Here is a 19,808-nt window from a genome sequence, read left to right on the forward strand (position 1 = left end):
GACAGGGGCGCCGGCCGGCGCTTCCATGACCCATGACCTCCGACGTGACCCACGCCACATCCAGCCCCGTCGCGTCCGGCGCCGCGCCGCCGTTCGACACGGTGATCCGCCGGGCCCGCTGGTTCGACGGGACCGGCGGCCCGTCGGGCGTGCGCGACGTGGGGCTGCGCGACGGGCTGGTCGCCGCCGTCTCGGCCGACCCGCTCGACACCACCGGCTGCCCCGAGGTGGTGGAGGCCGCCGGGCGCTGGCTGATGCCCGGGATGATCGACATCCACACCCACTACGACGTGGAGGTGCTGCGCGGGCCCTCGCTGCGCGAGTCGCTGCGCCACGGCGTGACCACCGTCCTGATCGGCTCCTGCTCCCTCTCCACCGTGCACGTCGACAGCGTGGACGCCGGCGACCTCTTCGGCCGGGTCGAGGCGATCCCCCGCCAGCACGTCATCGACCACCTGCAGGATGCGAGGTCCTGGCGCGACGCGGCCGGCTACGTCGAGGCGCTGGAGGGCTTGGCGCTCGGCCCCAACCTGGCGGCGTTCCTCGGTCACTCCGACATCCGGACCGCCACCATGGGCCTGGACCGCGCCACCCGCGCCGAGGAGCGCCCGAGCCCGGCCGAGCAGCGCCGGATGGAGGAGATGCTCGCCTCCGCGCTGGACGCCGGCTTCGTGGGGATGTCGGCCCAGCAGCTGCTCTTCGACAAGCTCGACGGCGACCTGTGCCGCTCCCGCACCCTGCCCTCGACCTTCGCCAGGAGCCGCGAGATGCGCCGGCTCCGGTCGATCCTGCGCCGCCGCGACCGGGTGCTCCAGGCCGGCCCGGACGCCTCCCACCCGCACACCGTCGTGGTGCAGGCACTGCACTCGATCGGCCTGCGGGCCCTCGGCCGCCGGCCGCTGCGCACCAGCCTGCTCTCGGCGGCCGACCTCAAGGCGATCCCGTTCGTCATCCACCTGATGCGCGGGCTCGCCGCGGTGGTCAACCGCCTGGGCGGCGACTTCCGCTGGCAGCACCTCCCGGTGCCGTTCGAGGTCTATGCCGACGGCATCGACCTGGTCATCTTCGAGGAGTTCGGCGCGGGGGCGGCCGCGCTCCACCTGAGCGAGAGGATCGCCCGCGACGAGCTCATGCGCGACCCGGCCTACCGGGCGGCGTTCCGCAAGGACTACGAGTCGAAGTACTCCCCGCGGGTGTGGCACCGCGACTTCTTCGACGCCGAGATCACCGCCTGCCCCGACGCGGACGTGGTCGGCAAGTCGTTCGGCCAGGTCGGCGTCGAGCGCGGCGGCCAGCACCCGGTCGACGCCTTCCTCGACCTGGTCGTCGAGCACGGCACCGCGGTGCGCTGGCGGACCACCATCTCCGGTCACCGGCCCGAGGTGCTGCGCAAGATCGCGGCCGAGAAGGGCGTGCAGATGGGGTTCTCCGACGCCGGGGCCCACCTGCGCAACATGGCGTTCTACAACTTCGGGCTGCGCCTGCTCAAGCACGTCCAGGACGCCGAGCGGGCGGGCTCGCCGTTCCTCACCGTGGAGCGGGCGGTGCACCGGATGACCGGCGAGCTGGCCGACTGGTACGCGATCGACGCCGGTCACCTGCGGGTGGGCGACCGGGCCGACCTGATGCTGGTCGACCCCGCCCGTCTCGACGAGACGGTCGAGGCCTACGCCGAGGAGCCCTGCGAGCAGTACGGCGGGCTCTCGCGGATGGTCAACCGCAACGACGCGGCGGTGCCGCTGGTGATGGTGGGCGGGCGCACGGTGTTCCGCCACGGCACGCCCACCGACCTGGTGGACCGCGAGCGGACCGGCCGGTTCCTGCGGGCGGGCGCGGTCGACCGGGCTCCGGTGGCCGCTCGGACGGCGCACCCCGTGAGCCGCGGGGCATGAGCCGCCCTCACCCCCTACGCTGCGTCCCGTGACCCGCTCCAGCACCGACTCCGCGCCCGACTCGCCCGACTCGCCCGGCACCCCCGCGGCGCGGCCGCGCAGGAGGCGCCGGTGGGTGCGCCGCACCGCGCTGGGGCTCGTCGTGGTGCTGGTCCTCGCCGCGGTCGGCTTCTTCACCCTCGCCCCGCGGATCGTGGAGAACTCCCTCAACCAGCTCACCGACGCCGACCTGCCGGCGGTCACCGAGGAGACCAGGGCGCTGCACGACCGGCTGACCATCGTCGACATGCACTCCGACACCCTGATGTGGGACCGCGACCTGCTCGAGCGGGGCGACCGCGGCCACCTGGACCTGCCCCGCCTGGAGGAGGGCAACGTCGCCCTCCAGGTCTTCTCCTCGGTCTCGAAGTCGCCGAAGAAGCAGAACTACGACTCCAACACCGACGAGACCGACAACATCACGCTGCTGACGCTGGCCCAGGCACAGCCGCCGCGGACCTGGACGTCGCTGCTCGAGCGCTCGCTCTACCACGCCGACAAGCTGGACCGCGCGGCCGAGGAGTCGCAGGGCAGGCTCCGCACCATCCGCACCCGGGGCGACCTCGAGGAGCTCCTCGCGGCCCGCGGGAACGGCGAGCAGGTCACCGGCGCCCTCTTCTCGGTCGAGGGGCTGCACAACCTCGAGGGTGACCCGGCCAACCTGCAGCGGCTCTTCGACGCGGGCGTCCGGATGGCCGGCTTCACCCACTTCTTCGACAACGAGACCTCCGGCTCGATGCACGGGGAGGAGAAGGGCGGGCTCACCGACCTGGGCCGCGAGGTGCTGGCCGAGATGGAGCGGCTCGGCATCGTCGTCGACATCGCCCACGCCAGTGCGCCCGCTGTCGCGGAGATCCTCGAGACGGCGACGCGACCCCTGGTCTCCAGCCACGGCGGCGTGCAGGCGACCTGCGGGGTCAACCGCAACCTCAGCGACGAGCAGATCAAGGCGGTCGCCGCCACCGGCGGGGTCGTCGGCATCGGCTACTGGGACGCCGCGATCTGCGACCCCACGCCCGAGGCCGTCGTGGACGCCCTGGAGCACGTCATCGAGGTCGGCGGCCTCGAGACCGCCGCCCTGGGCAGCGACTACGACGGCGCCACCACGGTCGCCTGGGACGTCAGCGAGATCGCGGTGATCACCCAGGAGCTGCGGGACCGGGGCCACAGCGAGGCCGACGTCGCCGCGATCATGGGCGGCAACACGCTGCGGGTGCTGGGCGAGGTGCTCCCCGACTGACGCCGCGCTGACGGGTGAAGGGCCTCGCGGCTGGGTACGCAAGGGCCCTCACCGCACCGCGCCCCGAGGAGCACCATGAAGCTCGTCCCCTCCGCCCTCACCGGGCTGATGTCGACGCCCCGCGCCTACGACCCCGAGCGGGAGGTCAACCTGGCGGGCTTCGCCGGCAGCCTGCTCTCCTACTCCGCGATCGTCGCGCTGACCACGGCGGTGGCGAGAGCGCGGCCGGGGCAGGTGCCGGAGAGCTACGGCGTCCAGGACCTGCTGCTCGGCGGCGTCGCCACCCACAAGTTCACCCGGCTCGTCTCCCGGTCCTCGGTGGCCAGTCCGCTGCGGGCGCCCTTCGTGCGCTTCGAGGCACCCGCGGGCTCCGGTGAGCACCTCGAGCACCCCACCGACGACGGCCCGATCCGCCACACCGTCGGCGAGCTGCTCACCTGCCCGTTCTGCCTCGGGGTCTGGGTCAGCACGGCGTACGTCGCCGGCCTGACCTTCGCGCCCCGGGCGAGCCGGGCATGGGCCGGGGTGATGGTGGTGGTCTCGGTCTCCGACTTCCTCCAGCACGCCTACGCGCGCCTGCGCGACGACTGAGTGCCGGCCGCGTCCACTTTGCCGGTTCCGGCCCACGGGGCACCCCGCCCACGCTTCACTGTCGTGCACGAGCCCTCGGGGTGAGCCTCGACGCACCACACGACCAAGGACGCGACCACTGCCATGACCGACACGCCGCCCAGCTGGAGAGACGTCGCCAACGGACGCTTCGAGGTCGAGCCGAAGCCGCTGCCGACCTACGAGGCGGAGCGTGACGAGCCGGTCGCCACGGTCGGCACCGCGGCGTCCGAGACCGAGGAGCGGCAGGGGGGCGCGGGCCGTCTCTGGGCGGTCGGCCTCGTCGCGGCCCTGGCGGCCGGGGCGGCGGGCTTCGCCGCCGGCGCCGGCGACCTGCTCGGCGACTCGGACTCCGGCCGGCAGGTCCGCGCGGCCGAGCTGAGCTCGCTCGAGGAGGACCTGAGCAGCCGCGAGGAGGCGCTCGAGGAGGAGCAGAAGAAGCTCGCCAAGGCCGAGCGCAGGCTGACCAGGAAGCAGAAGGCGCTCACCACGCGGGCCAAGGGCCTCGAACGGCGCGAGCAGGCGGTCACGGCCGCCGAGGAGACGCTGGCCGAGCAGTCCGGCCCGGCCGACCGCGTCGTCGGCGACGGCGTCTTCCAGGTCGGCGTCGACCTCCGCCCCGGGACCTACCGCTCGTCGGGGGGCAGCGACAGCTGCACGTGGGCCGTGCGGTGGGCCGAGATCGGTGGCGAGACCCTCCTCGAGGGGTCGGTCACCGGTGGCGACGAGGCCACGGTCACCCTGGACGCCGGGCGCTTCCTGGAGACCTCCGGCTGCGGCGACTGGTCGCTCCAGCCCTGACCCGGCGGCGCCGGGCAGCACCGCTCAGGCGAAGAGGGAGACCGCCAGCACCATCGGCAGGGAGACCACCGAGGCCACCGAGGTGGCCAGGGTCAGCGTCTTGAGCGCGCCCTTGGTGGAGAGGCCGAGCAGGGCCTTGAACATCCAGAAGAAGTTGCTGTTGACCTGGAGCGCGAACATCGCCCCCGAGGCGATGGCGAGGCCGACTGCGACCGGGGCGACGTCGAGCGAGCCGACGATCGGCCCGATGATCCCGGCCGCGGCGATCGCCGCCACCGAGACCGACCCGATGGCCAGGTGGAGCAGCGCGGCGACGAACCAGGCCAGCAGGATGCTCAGGATCACCGGGGCGCCGGTGTCGGCGGTGAAGAACCCCTCGAGGACCTCGTCGAGGTCCGTCGCGCCGATCACCGCGCCGAGCGAGCCGCCGACCCCGGTCACCAGCAGGATCTCGCCGGTGGTCTGGAAGCCGTCGTCCAGGGCCTCGCGGGTGCGGTCGAGCCCGGCCGTGCCGCGGGAGAGCGCGTAGGCCCCGACGAGCCCGACGAAGAGCGCGAAGTTGGCGTTGCCGAGGAACTCGATGAACGGCGTGGAGAAGTCGAGCAGGTCGGCGAAGGCCCCGAAGGCGATCATCGCCAACGGCACCAGGATCGGCAGCAGCAGCACGAGCAGCGGCAGCCGTCGGGCGCCACCCGCCTCACCTTCGGTGTCCGCCTCCTCCTCCGCGGCCGCCTCCGCGGCGGCCTCCCGCTCGGCCAGCGCCTGGTGGAGCTCCTCGTCGGTCTCGGGCTTCCAGAAGCCGCGGCTCAGCACCACCCGCATCACCAGCGAGGTCAGGACCGCCGTCAGCGGCCCGATCACGATGCCGAAGAGCAGCCAGGTGCCGAGCGAGACGTCGAGGAGGCCGGCGATCGAGATCGCCGCCAGGCCGGGGATCACGAAGACGTAGCCGGCGAAGATGCCGGCGCCCAGGGCCGAGGCGAGCAGCGGCAGCCCGATCCGGCCCAGCCGCGGCGCGGCCGAGCGGGCCACGGGCGCGGCCAGCACCACCTGCACGTCGACGTAGATCGACGGCAGCACGGTGGAGAGCAGGGTGGAGAGGGTGTAGGGCAGCCGGGTGGCGCCCACGACCCGGACCAGGACGTCGACCAGGCGCTGGAAGGTGCCGTTGACCTGCAGCAGCGCGCCGATCAGCACGCCGAACCCGATGAGCAGGCCGACCTCGGCCATAATCTCGCCGAACCCGAGGGTGATCGCCTCGATCGTCCCGGTGACTCCCACGCCGGAGGCGAGGCCGAGGTAGAGCGAGGCGATGATCAGCGAGATCACCGGGTCGACCTTGAAGCGGATGATCAGGCCGATCGCCAGGACGATCGCGACGGCGGTGTGCAAGGCGATCACCCGGTCAGTGTGGCACGTCGGTGAGACGCAGATCACTGCGACGCGGCGGCCGTGAGACGCGCCGTAGCCGAAAGACGCCACGACGCCCGCCTGGGTCTGCCATCCTGCGCCGATGGAGATCGACGAGCTGGACGTGAGCGAGGAGCTGCGCCGTCGCGTCGCGGCGACGGGGCAGACCACCGACACCTGGCCGGTGGTCCTGGACGGGCAGCCGCACGTCCTGGCGGTGCGGGAGGGCGCGCTCTGCGTCTACGGCCTGGAGACCGAGCGGGTCTTCCGCTGGGCCGAGCTGCGCCGGGTGGTGGCCGAGGGTGGGACGCTCGGCCTCCGCGCCGCCCACTCGCCGACGATGACCAGGCTGGGCCTGGTCACGGCCGCCCACGGGCCGCAGATCGTGCGCGCGGTGGAGCGGGCCGGCGGACCGGTCGCGGCGCCCGAGGGACCGGAGTCGCCCACCGACGCCGAACGGGCGCAGCGGATCCTCAACCTGGCCGTCGCCGGCGGGATCCTCCTGCAGCTCGCCGCGGCCTTCGTGCTGTGGGTGGTCGCGACACGAGAGGCGGAGCGCGTCCTGGACGGCACGGCGACGCAGGCCGGCAGCCCGGGGGCCACCGTGCTCGCCCTGCTCCTCGCCTCCGCGGGTGGACTCTGCGTCCTCCTCGGGGTGATCGGCTGGGGCGTGGTGCTGGGCCTCCGGGCCGCGCGCCGGCCCTGACTCTCAGGCGTACTGGATGAGCTTGGTCTCGAGGAAGGCGCTCAGGCCCTCGACGTTGCCCTCGCGGCCGAGCCCCGACTGCTTGTAGCCGCCGAAGGGCTGCACGACGCACATCCCCCAGGTGTTGACCGAGATCTGCCCGGTGCGCACCCGTCGGGCGATGCTCTCGGCGAGCTCCACGTCGGAGGCGTAGACGGCCCCGGAGAGTCCGTAGTCGGAGTCGTTGGCGATCTGGATCGCCTCCTCGACCGTGTCGAAGGGGATCACGCAGACCACCGGCCCGAAGATCTCCTCCTGCGCGATCCGCATGTCGTTGCGCACGTCGGCGAAGATCGTCGGCGGCACGTACCAGCCGCGGTCGAGATCCTTCGGTCGCTCGCCGCCGGTGACCAGGCGGGCACCCTCCTCGACGCCGATCTGGATGTAGCCCTCGACCCGCTCGCGCTGCCGCTCGGCGGCCAGCGGGCCGATCACGGTGTCGGCCTCGCGGGGGTCGCCGACCTTGACGCTCTCGAAGATGCCCTTGAGCGCCTCCACGACCTCGTCCTGCCGGTGCCGCGGCACCACGATCCGGGTGATCGCGGCGCAGACCTGGCCCGAGGAGCCGATGCCGGCGAAGGCCAGCGTCGGGAGGACCTGGTCGAGCGGGATGTCGTCGGCGATGATGCCGGCCGACTTGCCGCCGAGCTCCAGGGTGACCCGGGCGATGCGGTCCCCGGCGAGGCTCATGATCCGGCGTCCGGCGGCGGTGCTGCCGGTGAACGAGATCTTGTCCACGTCCTTGTGCTTGACCAGGTACTCCCCGACCTCGCGACCGCCGGGGAGCAGGCTGATGACGCCCTCGGGCAGGCCCGCCGCCTCCAGCGCCTCGGCCAGGATCAGGGTGCTGACCGGGCCCTCCGGGGCCGGCTTGAGCACCACGGTGCAGCCGGCCGCGAGCGCCGGGCCGATCTTGAGCGAGGCGGTGGCGACCGGGCCGTTCCACGGGATGATGACCGCGACGACGCCGACCGGCTCGCGGACCAGCTTGCCGTGCCCGTCGGCCCAGGTGCGCTCCTCCTCGAACTCGAAGCGCTCGTGGAGGGTGGCGGCGTCGCCCCACATCTTGATCGCGTTGCCGTGGAAGGCCTCGCTGATGGCCGCCGGAGCCCCGATCTCGGCGGTGAACGACTCGATCATCTCCGGCAGCCGGTTCTCGACCTCCTTGCCGACCCGCGCGAGGACCTCGGCCCGCTCGGCGGGCGACATCCGGGGCCAGGGGCCCTCGTCGAACGCCCGGCGGGCGGCGGCGACCGCCTTGTCCATGTCGGCCTCGGCGGCCTCGGGGACGGTCGCGATCACCTCCTCGGTGATCGGCGAGACGACCTCGATGGTGCGGTCGGTGCTGGGCTGGACCCACTGGCCGCCGATGAAGAGCTTGTCGAAGCTCCTGATGTTGCCCTCGCTCATGGACTTCCTCTTATCTCTGGGGTCTGGGGGTCTGGGGGTCTGGGTCTGGGTCTGGGGTGCCGGAGGGTGGGGTGGCGGGGTGGCCGCCGCCGGCTCAGTCGTCGTAGACGATGACGCCGCGGACGTTGCGGCCCTCGCGCATGTCCGCGAAGGCGGTGTTGATCTCCTCGAGCTTGTACTCCTTGGTGATCAGCTCGTCGAGCTTGTGCTCGCCGCGGCGGTAGAGGTCCGCGATCAGCGGGATGTCGATCTGCGCGTTGGTGGTGCCGTAGAGCGTGCCCTGGATCCGCTTGCCCGACATGGCGAAGGTGTAGAGGTCGAGCTGGATGTCGCGCTGGGTGACCGGCGCCGCGGAGGTGACCACGATGGTGCCGCCGCGCCTGGTCATCTCCTGGGCGGGCTGGAGGATCTCCGGGGTCAGCACCCCGACGGTGATGATCACGACGTCGGCGCCCTGGCCGTTCGTCATGCCGGAGACGAGCTCGGCCGCCTCGGCGAAGTCGGCGGCGCTGTGGGTCGCGCCGAGCTGCTTGGCGAGGTCGCGCTTGAACTCGACCGGCTCGACCGCGACCAGGTTCCTCGCGCCCTTCTGGCGGGCCCCCTGCACGGCGTTCATGCCGACGCCGCCGGTGCCGATCACGACCACCGTGTCGCCGAGCTGCATGTCGGCGGCGCGGACCGAGGAGCCCCAGCCGGTGGGCACGCCGCAGCCGATCAGCGCGGCGGACTTCAGCGGGATGTCCTTGTCGATCCTGACCAGCGCGTTGGTCGGCACGGTCACGTAGGGGGCGAAGGTGCCGAGGTAGGACATCGCGCCGATGCCCTTGCCGCGGGCGTGGATGCGGTGGGTGCCGTCGGGGGAGGTGCCGGCCAGGACGCCCGCGCCCAGGTCGCACATGTTGGCCCGGCCGCTGATGCACATCGGGCACTTGCCGCAGCTGGGCAGGAAGGAGAGGACGACGTGGTCGCCGACCTCCATGCCCTCCACGCCCTCGCCGAGCTCGGTCACCACGCCGGCGCCCTCGTGGCCGCCGAGGACCGGCGCCCAGTCGAGGGGGATGTCGCCGGTGTCCAGGTGGTCGTCGCTGTGGCAGATTCCGGAGGCGGCGAGCTTGACGGTGGCCTCACCGCGCTTGGGCGGGTCCAGCTCGATCTCCTCGACCGTCCATCCCGAGCTCGTGCCCGGCTCCCACAGCAGTGCGCCCTGAATCTTCATCCGTACTCCCAGTCCCGAGGTCTCAATCGATTGATTCGATTGATGCATATGATCTTGCCCACTGGGACGAGGAAAAACAAGGGGCAGGCACGTCGATCGCCAGCCCGACCAGGACGCGCGGGACACGAGTGACCGGCGGGGCCGGAGGGGCGATCCCCAGGGCGATCCGAGAGCGGGTCAGCGAGCGAAGTGGTCCGCGAGCGCGGCCATCCCCTGCTCCAGCAGGTCGGTGACCTCGCGCGCGGGGTCGTCGAGCCAGAGCTCGTAGGCCGTCAGCGCGAGCGCCAGGCCGACGTGACCCAGCAGCCGCGGCTCCAGCGCGTCGGCGTCCACCCCGAGCCGCTCGGCGGCGAACTCCGCGATCACCCGGCGCCACTCGGCGTACCGCAGCGCGGAGTGGGCCTGGAGCGCGGGCGTCTCCAGGATCAGCCGCATCCGCTCGATGTGCGGCGGCGTGGCGTCGTCGGGGAACCGGTTGAACTCGACGATCGCCCGGCCGACGGCCTCGTGGACTCCGAGCCCCTCGGGCGACTCGGCCAGGAGCCGGCGGAAGCCCTCGAGGGTCAGGTCGAACCGCCCCCAGGGGATGTCGTTCTTGGACGGGTAGTAGTTGAACAGGGTGCGCCGCCCGACGCCCACCGCTCCCGCGATGGCCTCCAGCGTGGTCGCCTCGAAGCCGCGCTCGCGGAAGAGCTCGAACGCCGCCTGCTCGATGGCGGCGTGGCTCGTCACCTCGGGCCGGCCGACGTTCGCTCTCCTGGACACGGGTGAAATGTAGGCCTTCCCTTTTGACCACGAGTGCACTTATTGTTGAGGTCCACGTCACATTTCCTGGGAAGGACCCGCCATGAACCCCGAGAACACCACCGCCCCCCAGACCGACGACACCCTCACCGCCGAGAGCCTGATCGAAGAGGTCTCCATCGACGGCATGTGCGGCGTCTACTGATGCTCGACGAGGCCTGGACCCTGTCGCCGGCGGTGGCGCTGCGCCCCGAGCCCTTCGGTGCGCTGGCCTACCACTTCGGCAACCGCAAGCTCACGTTCCTCAAGCGGCCCGAGCTGGTGGCAGTGGTCCGGGCCCTGGGCGAGCAGCCCGACGTCCGCTCGGCGCTGGTCGCCGCCGGCGTCCCCGAGAGCCAGCACCCGGCGTACGCCGACGCGCTGGCCGGCCTCGCCCGCACCGACATGATCCGCCCCCGCGAAGGAGTGGCCGCGTGACCATCGCCCCTGAACGACCCAGCGCCCCGGCCCGACCCGTCAACGGCACGCTGGTCGAGCAGTTCGAGCTCGGTCTCGACGCGCCGATCTGCCTGACCTGGGAGCTCACCTACGCCTGCAACCTGGAGTGCGCCCACTGCCTGTCCAGCAGCGGCCGCCGCGACCCGCGCGAGCTCACCACCGAGCAGTGCGAGGCGGTGATCGACGAGCTCCAGCGGATGCAGGTCTTCTACGTCAACATCGGCGGCGGCGAGCCCACCATCCGCCCCGACTTCTGGCACCTCCTGCAGTACGCCGTCGACCACCAGGTGGGGGTGAAGTTCTCCACCAACGGCGTCCGGCTCACCCCCGAGCGGGCGGCCTTCCTCGCCTCCCCGGCCTGCAACGGCTACGTCGACGTGCAGATCTCCCTGGACGGCGCCACCGCCGAGGTCAACGACTACGTGCGCGGCCCCGGCTCCTACGACACCGCGCTGACCGCGCTGGCGAACCTCCAGGAGGCGGGCTTCTCCGACGCCAAGATCAGCGTCGTGTGCACCCGGCAGAACATCGGCCAGCTCGACGAGTTCAAGGCGCTGGCCGACCGCTTCGGCGCCACCCTGCGCCTGACCCGGCTGCGCCCCAGCGGCCGCGGCGCCGACGTGTGGGACGAGCTCCACCCGCTCCCCGAGCAGCAGCGCGAGCTCTACGACTGGCTGATGGCCCACGGCGAGGGCGTGCTGACCGGCGACTCGTTCTTCCACCTGGCCGCCTTCGGCGAGGCGCTGCCCGGCCTCAACCTCTGCGGCGCCGGGCGGGTGGTCTGCCTGATCGACCCCATCGGCGACGTCTACGCCTGCCCCTTCGCCATCCACGACAACTTCCTGGCCGGCAACCTCCTCGACGAGGGCGGCTTCAAGCGGGTCTGGCAGGAGTCCGCGCTCTTCACCGAGCTGCGCTCCCCGCAGACCGGCGGGGCGTGCTCGTCGTGCGCGTTCTTCGACGCCTGCCGCGGCGGCTGCATGGCCGCGAAGTTCTTCACCGGGCTGCCGCTCGACGGCCCCGACCCCGAGTGCGTCCAGGGCTACGGCGAGACCGCGCTCGCCGGCGAGCGCACCGTCCCGGCCGCGAGCCAGGACCACTCCAAGGCCAACCCGACCCGCAACCAGCCGGTGATGCTCACCCTCAGCCGCCGCCCCGGCCTGGACCAGCCCGCGCCCAGCGCTCCCCCGGTCTCGGCGTGCGCCGAGAACCCGCTGGCCGGCTTCGCCGTTCCCACCAACTGACGAGGACCCCTGACGATGGCGCCCAAGAAGCCCGAGTGGCTGCAGAACCCCTGGAAGCAGAACCCCTGGTTCGAGTCCGTCGCGGTCGCGCAGGAGCGCGCCCGCAAGCGGCTCCCGGCGCCCGTCTACGGCGCCCTGGTCGCCGGCTCCGAGCGTGGCCAGACGGTCGGCGACAACCAGGCCGCCTTCGCCGAGATCGGCCTGGCGCCCCACGTGGCGGGCCTCCAGGCCGTGCGCGAGATGACCACCTCGGTGATGGGCCAGGAGATCTCCCTCCCGGTGCTGATCAGCCCCACCGGCGTCCAGGCCGTCCACCCCGACGGCGAGGTGGCCGTCGCGCGGGCCGCGGCCTCCCGCGGCACCGTGATGGGCCTGTCCAACTTCGCCTCCAAGTCGGTGGAGGAGGTGACCGCCACCGGCGCCACCACCTTCTTCCAGATGTACTGGACCGGCGACCGCGACGTGGTGGTCCAGCGGATGCAGCGCGCCCACGCCGCCGGCGCGGTCGGCCTGATCGCCACCCTCGACTGGTCCTTCTCCATGGGCCGCGACTGGGGCAGCCCGGAGATCCCGGAGAAGGTCGACCTCAAGACGATGGTGCGGCTGGCGCCGCAGGTCGCCACCAGGCCGCGCTGGCTGTGGCAGTTCGGCCGCACCGGCCAGATCCCCGACCTGACCGCGCCCAACCTGGCCCCGCCCGGCGGGGAGGCCCCGACCTTCTTCGGCGCCTACTACGAGTGGATGACCACCCCGCCCCCCTCCTGGGAGGACGTGGCCTGGATGCGCGAGCAGTGGTCGCAGATCAGCGGCGGCAAGCCCTTCATGCTCAAGGGCGTCTGCCGGATCGACGACGCCCTGCGGGCCCGCGACCTCGGCGCGGCGGCGATCTCGGTCTCCAACCACGGCGGCAACAACCTGGACGGCACCCCGGCCGCGATCCGGATGGTGAAGCCGATCAGCGACGCCGTCGGCGCCGACCTCGACGTGGTCATGGACGGCGGCATCCGCCGCGGCTCCGACGTGGTCAAGGCGGTGGCCCTGGGGGCCCGCGCGGTGATGATCGGCCGCGCCTACCTGTGGGGCCTCGCGGCCAACGGCGAGCAGGGGGTCGGCAACGTGCTCGACGTGCTGCGCTCCGGCATCGACTCCGCGCTGCTCGGGATGGGCGTCTCCTCCCTCGACGAGCTGACCCCGGACCACCTGCTGGTGCCCGAGGGCTTCCACCGCGCGCTGGGCCAGACCCGTCCGGTGGGCCAGACCCGTCCGGTGGGCCAGACCCGTCCGGTGGGCCTGCCCGCGGCCGAGCGCACCCAGGGCTGAGCGTGCTGGCCCGGGCGACCTCCGCCGAGACGGCCGGGGCCGGCCTGGTGCTGGTGCCGGTGGGCTCGATCGAGCAGCACGGGCCGCACCTGCCGCTGGAGACCGACACGATGATCGCCGTCGCCGTCGCCGAGGCCGCCGCCGAGCGCCTCGGCGGCCCGGCGGCCGGGGTCTGGGTGGCGCCGCCGCTGGCCTACGGCTCCAGCGGGGAGCACCAGTCCTTCCCCGGCACGGTTTCGATCGGCACCGAGGCGCTCCGGCTCGTGGTGGTCGAGCTGGTCCGCTCGCTGCGCACCTGGGCCGACCGGGTCGTGCTGGTCAACGGCCACGGCGGCAACCTGGGCGCGCTGCGCTCCGCGGTCGACCAGCTCGTCGCCGAGGGCCACGACGTGGCCTGGGTGGCGTGCGCGACCGAGGACGTCGACCTGCACGCCGGGCGCACCGAGACCTCGCTGCTGCTCCACCTCGCGCCCGAGGCGGTGCGGCTCGAGCTCGCCGAGGCCGGCGACTGCCGCCCGCTCGCCGAGATCCTGCCCGCGCTGATGGCCGGCGGCATCGCCGCGGTCTCGGCCAACGGGGTGCTCGGCGACCCCGCCGGCGCCTCGGCGGCCGAGGGTGCCGCGGTGCTCGAGACGATGGTCGGCGACGTCGTCTCCCGCCTCCGGCGCGCGGCCCCGGCCCCGTCGTGAGCCGGACGGCCCTGGTCACCGGGGCGGCGCGCGGCATCGGCGCCGCCACGGTGGCGCGACTGGTGGCCGACGGCTACCGGGTGATGGCGGTGGACTCCTGCGAGGGGCCGCCGCTGGCCACCCGCGACGACCTGGCGGTGCTCGCCGCCGAGCACGGTGACCGGGTGCTCTGCCGGGTCGTCGACGTCCGCGACCGGGCTGGCCTCGCGGCCGCGGTCGACGAGGCCGTGCAGGCGTGGGGTCACCTCGACGTCGCCGTCGCGGCGGCGGGGATCATCCTGGGCGGGCAGCCGCTGTGGGAGACCCCCGAGACGGTCCTCGACGACCTCTGGGCGGTGGTGACCAAGGGCGTGTGGAACACCGCGGCCGCCGCCGTTCCCGCGATGCTCGCCGGCCCCGACCCCGGCACCTGCCGCTTCGTCGCCGTCGCCTCCGCGGCCGCCACCCACGGCCTGTTCCATCTCGCCGCCTACAACGCGACCAAGCACGCCGTGGTGGGCCTGGTGAAGGGCCTCGCGGCCGACCTGGTCGGCACCGGGGTCACGGCCAGCGCCGTCTCCCCCGGCTCCACCGACACCGCCATGCTCCGCACCACCGCCACCCTCTACGACGTCCCGACCGACGAGCTGGCCGCCCACCAGCTCAACCGTCGCGTCCTGGACCCGGCCGAGATCGCCGCGGCGATCGCCTTCTGCGCCTCCCCCGCCGGGGGCGTCGTCAACGGCACCGTGCTGCACGCGGACGGCGGCTTCGGGGCGTGAGCACCGCGCCCGCCCCGGCCGGTCGGCTGCCCGCCGGCTTCACCGTCGAGCTCGACCCGGCGGTGCGGCTGCTGGACGGCGGGCGCTTCCTGGTCGGCGGCTCCCCGCTCACCGCGATGGGCCTCTCCGAAGCCGCGCGCACCCACCTGGAGCGACGACGGCTGGTCGTCGCTGACGCGGCCAGCGCCCACGTCGCCGAGCGGCTGCTCGCCACCAACCTGGCCCGGCCGGTGCTGGGCACGACGCCGCCGCTGCCACCCTCGGAGGTCACGGTGGTGGTGCCCGTGCGCGACCGCCCCGCGCAGCTGGACCGCTGCCTGGCGGCCCTGCGCCCGCTGCCGGTCGTGGTGGTCGACGACGCCTCCCACGACCCGGCCGCCGTCGCGGCGGTCGCCGCCCGCCACGGCGCCACGGTCGTGGCCCTGGAGACCAACCTGGGGCCCGCGGGCGCCCGCAACGCCGGCCTGGCCCGGGTCACCACGCCGGTGGTCGCACTGGTCGACTCCGACGTGGAGGCACCCGCGGAGGCGCTGCTGGAGCTCACCCGCCACCTCCACGACCCGTCCGTCTCGCTGGTCGGCCCCCGGGTCGTCGGCCACGTCCGGCGCTCCCGACCGCGCTGGTTCGAGCGCTACGACGCCGCGGCCTCCTCGCTCAGCCTGGGCCGCACGCCCTACTCGGTGCGCCCGGGCGCCGGCGTGGCCTGGCTGCCCAGCGCCTGCCTGGTCGGTCGCACCACGGCACTGGGCAGCGGCTTCGACACCGACCTGCGGGTCGGCGAGGACGTCGACCTCGTGTGGCGGCTCGTCGACGGCGGGCACCGGGTGCGCTACGAGCCCGCGGTGACGGTGCGCCACGACGTGCGACCCACGGTGCGGGGGTGGCTGGGGCGCAAGGTGCTCTACGGGTCGGGCGGGGCGCTGCTGGCCCAGCGGCACGGCGCCCACGTCGCGCCCGCCGTCCTCTCCCCCACCCTGGCCGTCGCCGGGGCGGCGCTGCTGCTGCGACGCCGGTGGTCACTGCCGGTCGCCGGTGCCGCCCTGGCCCACGCCGCCGTCTCCGTGGGCCGGGCGCTGCCCGCCGACGTGCCACGCGGCGCCCGGGCGTCGGTCGCGGGAGTCCTGGCGCTCCGCGGGCTCGGCTGGGCGGTGCGGCAGGAGTCCTCCCTGCTGCTGCGGCACTGGTGGCCCGCCGCGGCGGTCGCGGCCTGCGTGCTGCCCCCGGTCCGCCGGGCCGCCGCCACCGCCGTGGTGGTCGACACCGTCGTGGCGCTCACCGAGCACCTGGACGCCGAGCTCGACCTGCCGGCGCTGGTGGTCGGACGCCGCCTGGACGACGCGGCATACGGTGCCGGGCTCTGGTGGGGGGCGCTGCGCGCCAGGTCGCTCGGGGCACTGCGGGCGCGGCGGCCCGGCCGGACCGGTCAGGCGACGTCGCGCGCCGCCGCCCGCACGAGCTCCTCCTCCGCCGGGGTCCCCAGGAAGTAGTCGACCCGCGGGCGGGTGTGTGGGCGAGTACGTGGGGTGCGCGGGGCCCGTGGTGGCCCGGGCGGCTGTCGGGTGCCGTCGCGGAGGCGACGGGTGCCGGTGTGGTCGACCAGGTAGAGGGCACCGTGCGGATCGCGCCAGAGGTAGATCCCCGGGAAGGGCTGGCGGAGAGTCCACCCGCCATGGGTCTTGACCCGGTGGGTGAAGGGACTCAACGGCCCGTAGTTGCCGATCCGGGACTGGCCCGGCGGGGGCCTGCCGTGACGCTCTGCGTGGTCGTAGGGCTCGGTGTGGTCGATCTGGTGCGAGCCGGGGCGGACCGAGGAGGCGAAGGGGAAGACGTCTGCCGGGCTCATCACCTCGACCGCCCGGCGATGCCGCTCCGGGATCTCGTAGGAGTCGACCGGGGCCTGCCCGGCGATGTCGAGGACGGGGGCGATGGTGAACCGGGCCTCCCCCAGCCAGCGACGCACCCACCCGGCGGTCACCGGGCCGTGGTCGGGCATGCGGACGATCCCGGTCGACTGCTCGTCGCACGAGCAGGCCGGAGCGTAGGTGTGGACCGTGACGGTGACCCTGGGCAGCACCCGGCCCCAGTCGAGGACCGGTGCGGCACCGGAGCGTGCGTCCGGGCCCACTGCCTCCGAGCCCGCCGCGGCAGGCTCCGCCTTCTCCGGGTCTGCGGCCTCGGGTGGATCCGCGGGCCGGTCCTTCCGGGCCTGGAAGGCGGCGATCAGCTCGACGGCCAGGTGCGGGTTGGCCAGCACCGCGATCGCCTTGACCCGCCGGTGGTCGACCGGGTCGGCGTCGCCCAGGGCGGCGAGCACGTCGGCCAGCCACGCCACCCGCGCGTCGAGCAGGGTGATGACGTGGAACGGGCCGCGCACGTAGAACCCGCGCATGCCGGCGTCGGTGGACCGCGTCGGCCGGGCGAACTGGTGCTCGGCGGCCGCGCGCTCCCGCTCTGCCGTCGCGACCGGATCCGCGGCGGCCACCGCGCCGTCGACCAGCACCTCGAAACGGGACCACGGGATCCGGCCGTCGGCCGACTCCGCGACCCGGGAGTCGACGTACCGGGCCTGGTCGCAATCGAGCTCCCGGGTGCGTCGTGCGACGTGCCGGGCGTAGGAGGCGCGCACCTCGAGGGCCTGGACCCTGCGCCACAACCTGGGGAGGCGGATCGTGATGTCCAGCGCGTCGGCGATCAGCGAGGCTCCTGCCCACGGCGAGATCCCCAACCGGGCGGCCAGGGTTGCGCAGCAGAGCTCCGCGACCTGCGGCGTGCCGAGGCCGCCGTACCGCCGAGCCTTCTCACGCCCGGGCAGCCGGGCCAGCTCCGGATCGAGCGTCTCGGGGTTGTTGAGGACCGCGTGCTGCACCGCGATCCGCAGCTCCTCGACCTCGCACTCGCGGCGCACCCGCGCCACGCGGTCGGCGTACTGGAGGAGCTGCCCTGCGGACAGCTCCTCCAGCATCACGCCCCCCAGCTCCATGACCACCAGCCAACCAGCGACCACCGACATTCCTGCCCGGCATCTGGCCGGTCGCAGCTACTCAGCGGTCGGCGGTCTTGCCGACCACCTCGAAGGAGTCGTCGAGGTCGACGTCCCACTCAGTGCCGTCGTCCTCGACGACCTCCACCTCGAAGGCGACGCCGCGGTCGTCGCTGGCTTCGACGTCGGTCACGGTGCCGCCGCCGACGGCCTCGGTCGCGGCCCGCTCGGCGGAGTCGCGGTCGGCGTTGTCCACGACCCGGTCGTCGCCGTCGTCGGTGCCCTCGGTGCGGTCGTCGTCGGTCTTCTTGCTGACGACGGCCAGGTCCTCGTCGAGCGCGACGTCGACCTCGGTGCCGTCCTCGAGCCTGACCTCGACCTCGTAGGCCTCGCCCGGGTCGTCGCTGGTCTCGGCGTCGGTGACGGTGCCACCGCCCGCCGCCTCCAGCGCGGCGGTGGAGGCGCGGTCGCGGTCGCTGCCCCGGAGCTCGTCGGCCCCGGCGGTGCTGGCCAGCGCCACGCCGCCGACGGCGAGGACGGCGACCACGGCGACCGACGGGATCAGGACGCGCTTGGTGCGGAGCTTGGAGATCTTCATGGAGATGCCTCTCGGATCGTGAATCGGATGTGGCCGACTGTGCGGTAGGCGTGCTGAACCCTGCCTGAACGTCCCTGAAGGCGCGTTCAGCGCTACCAGCCGGTACCGTCGGGGGGGTGGCCCCTGCTCCACCGCCTCCAAGCCAGCAGACCGAAGACCCAGAGAGCAAGGCCTTATGACCGACCGCAACACCCTCGACCACGACAGCCAGCTCGACGCGGAGACGCTCACCGAGACCGAGATGGAGGACGTCGCGGAGCCGAAGCCGATCTGGGCGGAGTCAGCCCGCGAGGTGCTGCTCGAGGTGGCCGGCAAGTACAACGCGGTGATCACCTCGAAGGACCTGGCCGCTGCGGTCCAGGAGCGCTCGGGAGTGACGACCACCCAGGCTGCTCACTACTGGATCGGCGACGTGCTGGCTCTGGTGGCCGAGGAGTGCGCGGCGAACGACGAGCCCCTCCTCCCCTCGCTGGTGGTCAACGCCCAGGGTGGCGTGGTGCCCTCCTACGCCCAGATCGTGCTGGCGCAGAGCGGCGAGACCCCCGCCGACCCCGACAGCCACGCGTCCCGCGAGCGGCTCGCCTGCTACCAGCTGCTGGAGGCCACCGGTCTTCCCGCCGACGGCGGCCGGGCGCAGCTGACTCCCCGGCTCGCCGCCAGCCGCACCCGGGAGCGCAAGAACGCGCTGGCCGAGCGCGTGCTGCCGGTCTGCCCCAAGTGCAACCACGTGCTCGCCTCGATGGGCACCTGCGACAACTGCGACTGAGTCAACGGCGCGACCTCGCGTCGTCAGTCCTGGGCGACCTTGACCTTCCTGGTGACGTCGGAGACGTCGCCGTTCCTCGTGCCCGGCCCCGTGGAGGCCTTCACCCGCAGCGTTCCGGCCTCGGGCACGCAGGAGCGCGGGATCGTGGTGCGGATGGTGCTGCGCTTGATGTTCCACGTCGTGGTCGCCGCACACTCGGTCGGGACCAGGATGCCGTCGCTGCGGCGCAGGTACCACTCCTCCTCGACCGTGCCGTTCCGGGCCCGGTGGCTGGTGCCGGCCGACGAGGTCGTCGCGCCGTAGACGTAGTAGCCGTAGAACTGGGTGTCCTTCTTGCGGAGCCCGCGCACCTTCGCGGTGATCACCAGCTCCGTGGCGGTGTGGGAGACCTTGAGACGGGTCAGGTCGAGCTTGGCGGGAGCGTCGCCGGACTTGTCCTTGATGCTGCCGGTCGCGGCGTGGGCACCTGGGCCGAGGGAGATCGTGGCAAGGACGAGCGGGGCGGCGAGAAGGACGGCGAGCTTCTTCATGGGCCTCTGTTCCAAGGTCGGTCGGAGTTCCGAGATCGATCGGAGCGGTTGTACCCATTTTTCCCGGGAGCGATCGCGTGCGCGCCGGCCGGACGGCTGCGGCGTGAGAGTGCCGTGAGAAAGCAGGAACCGCAGGCACCGGGGACTGCTCCCCCGACCTGCGGTTCCGATCTGAGCCGCCTATCGGAATCGAACCGATGACCTAATCATTACGAGTGATTCGCTCTACCGACTGAGCTAAGGCGGCGTGCCGCCCGGCTGTCCACGAGGGCGTGGCCGGGCAACCCGGGGAAGTATACGGACACCGGCGCCCGGC

General features: G+C 73.3%; 20 protein-coding genes and 1 tRNA gene. 13 read left to right on the forward strand and 8 right to left on the reverse strand.

All coding sequences use genetic code 11. The annotated features are described in order from the left end of the window. Positions 1–44 precede the first annotated feature (44 nt). The 4 genes from AC4BGE_RS05505 (at position 45) to AC4BGE_RS05520 (ending at position 4,581) form a co-directional block, all read left to right on the forward strand. Positions 45–1,892, forward strand: a complete 1,848-nt coding sequence (locus AC4BGE_RS05505; RefSeq protein ID WP_490574614.1) for an N-acyl-D-amino-acid deacylase family protein — start codon at positions 45–47, stop codon at positions 1,890–1,892. 28 nt (positions 1,893–1,920) lie between these two features. Continuing rightward, positions 1,921–3,171, forward strand: a complete 1,251-nt coding sequence (locus tag AC4BGE_RS05510; protein WP_490570480.1) for a dipeptidase — start codon at positions 1,921–1,923, stop codon at positions 3,169–3,171. A gap of 75 nt (positions 3,172–3,246) precedes the next feature. After that, on the forward strand, positions 3,247–3,762 hold the full coding sequence (locus AC4BGE_RS05515) for a DUF1360 domain-containing protein (RefSeq protein WP_490574615.1): 516 nt from the start codon (positions 3,247–3,249) through the stop codon (positions 3,760–3,762). A gap of 123 nt (positions 3,763–3,885) precedes the next feature. Beyond that, positions 3,886–4,581 (forward strand): Rv1352/Rv1906c domain-containing protein, encoded by a 696-nt coding sequence (locus tag AC4BGE_RS05520; protein ID WP_490574616.1) that lies wholly within the window; start codon positions 3,886–3,888, stop codon positions 4,579–4,581. A 24-nt stretch (positions 4,582–4,605) separates the two neighbouring features. Here the strand turns inward: AC4BGE_RS05520 and AC4BGE_RS05525 are convergent, their stop codons facing one another. Then, on the reverse strand, positions 4,606–5,982 hold the full coding sequence (locus AC4BGE_RS05525) for a GntP family permease (RefSeq protein ID WP_490570483.1): 1,377 nt from the start codon (positions 5,980–5,982) through the stop codon (positions 4,606–4,608). Positions 5,983–6,094: 112 nt separating this feature from the next. On the opposite strand from AC4BGE_RS05525, the gene AC4BGE_RS05530 reads away from it, so the two are divergent. Then, the gene (locus AC4BGE_RS05530) at positions 6,095–6,697 is read left to right on the forward strand and encodes a hypothetical protein (RefSeq protein ID WP_490574617.1); all 603 of its coding nucleotides are present in this window, start codon (positions 6,095–6,097) and stop codon (positions 6,695–6,697) included. A gap of 3 nt (positions 6,698–6,700) precedes the next feature. Here AC4BGE_RS05530 and AC4BGE_RS05535 read toward each other — a convergent pair whose 3' ends face one another. The 3 genes from AC4BGE_RS05535 to mftR form a co-directional block, all read right to left on the reverse strand. After that, positions 6,701–8,146 carry an aldehyde dehydrogenase gene (locus tag AC4BGE_RS05535; RefSeq protein WP_490574618.1) on the reverse strand — a complete coding sequence of 482 codons (1,446 nt, stop codon included), beginning with the start codon at positions 8,144–8,146 and terminating at the stop codon, positions 6,701–6,703. 94 nt (positions 8,147–8,240) lie between these two features. Beyond that, complete coding sequence (locus tag AC4BGE_RS05540) at positions 8,241–9,362, reverse strand: NDMA-dependent alcohol dehydrogenase (protein WP_490574619.1); 1,122 nt, start codon at positions 9,360–9,362, stop codon at positions 8,241–8,243. 177 nt (positions 9,363–9,539) lie between these two features. Continuing rightward, complete coding sequence (mftR, locus tag AC4BGE_RS05545; RefSeq protein ID WP_490570487.1) at positions 9,540–10,127, reverse strand: mycofactocin system transcriptional regulator MftR; 588 nt, start codon at positions 10,125–10,127, stop codon at positions 9,540–9,542. 82 nt (positions 10,128–10,209) lie between these two features. On the opposite strand from mftR, the gene mftA reads away from it, so the two are divergent. Genes mftA through mftF form a run of 7 tightly spaced genes read left to right on the forward strand, consistent with a single transcriptional unit; the run spans position 10,210 to position 16,105 of the window. After that, the gene (gene mftA / locus AC4BGE_RS05550; RefSeq protein WP_490570488.1) at positions 10,210–10,311 is read left to right on the forward strand and encodes a mycofactocin precursor MftA; all 102 of its coding nucleotides are present in this window, start codon (positions 10,210–10,212) and stop codon (positions 10,309–10,311) included. Next, a complete protein-coding gene (gene mftB / locus AC4BGE_RS05555; protein WP_490574620.1) occupies positions 10,311–10,583 on the forward strand; it encodes a mycofactocin biosynthesis chaperone MftB in 273 nt (90 codons plus the stop codon). Before mftA ends, mftB begins: the two co-directional genes overlap by 1 nt. Next, positions 10,580–11,848: a mycofactocin radical SAM maturase gene (mftC, locus tag AC4BGE_RS05560; RefSeq protein WP_490574621.1), complete on the forward strand. Its 1,269-nt coding sequence runs from the start codon at positions 10,580–10,582 to the stop codon at positions 11,846–11,848. Before mftB ends, mftC begins: the two co-directional genes overlap by 4 nt. 15 nt (positions 11,849–11,863) lie before the next feature. Further along, positions 11,864–13,168 carry a pre-mycofactocin synthase MftD gene (gene mftD, locus AC4BGE_RS05565; protein WP_490574622.1) on the forward strand — a complete coding sequence of 435 codons (1,305 nt, stop codon included), beginning with the start codon at positions 11,864–11,866 and terminating at the stop codon, positions 13,166–13,168. A gap of 2 nt (positions 13,169–13,170) precedes the next feature. Further along, the gene (mftE, locus tag AC4BGE_RS05570) at positions 13,171–13,857 is read left to right on the forward strand and encodes a mycofactocin biosynthesis peptidyl-dipeptidase MftE (RefSeq protein WP_490574623.1); all 687 of its coding nucleotides are present in this window, start codon (positions 13,171–13,173) and stop codon (positions 13,855–13,857) included. After that, entirely contained in the window at positions 13,854–14,618 is a 765-nt protein-coding gene (locus tag AC4BGE_RS05575) for a mycofactocin-coupled SDR family oxidoreductase (RefSeq protein ID WP_490570493.1), read from the forward strand. The genes mftE and AC4BGE_RS05575 overlap by 4 nt, the downstream gene beginning before the upstream one ends. Then, positions 14,615–16,105: a mycofactocin biosynthesis glycosyltransferase MftF gene (mftF, locus tag AC4BGE_RS05580; protein WP_490574624.1), complete on the forward strand. Its 1,491-nt coding sequence runs from the start codon at positions 14,615–14,617 to the stop codon at positions 16,103–16,105. The genes AC4BGE_RS05575 and mftF overlap by 4 nt, the downstream gene beginning before the upstream one ends. Here mftF and AC4BGE_RS05585 read toward each other — a convergent pair. Then, the gene (locus AC4BGE_RS05585; RefSeq protein ID WP_490574625.1) at positions 16,042–17,622 is read right to left on the reverse strand and encodes a DUF222 domain-containing protein; all 1,581 of its coding nucleotides are present in this window, start codon (positions 17,620–17,622) and stop codon (positions 16,042–16,044) included. The genes mftF and AC4BGE_RS05585 overlap by 64 nt on opposite strands. 37 nt (positions 17,623–17,659) lie before the next feature. Continuing rightward, positions 17,660–18,196 (reverse strand): PepSY domain-containing protein, encoded by a 537-nt coding sequence (locus tag AC4BGE_RS05590; RefSeq protein ID WP_490574626.1) that lies wholly within the window; start codon positions 18,194–18,196, stop codon positions 17,660–17,662. A gap of 175 nt (positions 18,197–18,371) precedes the next feature. On the opposite strand from AC4BGE_RS05590, the gene AC4BGE_RS05595 reads away from it, so the two are divergent. Further along, a complete protein-coding gene (locus tag AC4BGE_RS05595; RefSeq protein ID WP_490570498.1) occupies positions 18,372–18,962 on the forward strand; it encodes a hypothetical protein in 591 nt (196 codons plus the stop codon). Between the two features lie 23 nt (positions 18,963–18,985). On the opposite strand, the gene AC4BGE_RS05600 is transcribed toward AC4BGE_RS05595, so the two are convergent. Next, entirely contained in the window at positions 18,986–19,492 is a 507-nt protein-coding gene (locus AC4BGE_RS05600) for a hypothetical protein (RefSeq protein WP_490574627.1), read from the reverse strand. A gap of 174 nt (positions 19,493–19,666) precedes the next feature. Then, positions 19,667–19,739, reverse strand: a tRNA-Thr gene (locus AC4BGE_RS05605). Positions 19,740–19,808: the final 69 nt, after the last annotated feature.

It is taken from the genome of Nocardioides sp. Z50_6, assembly GCF_058215755.1.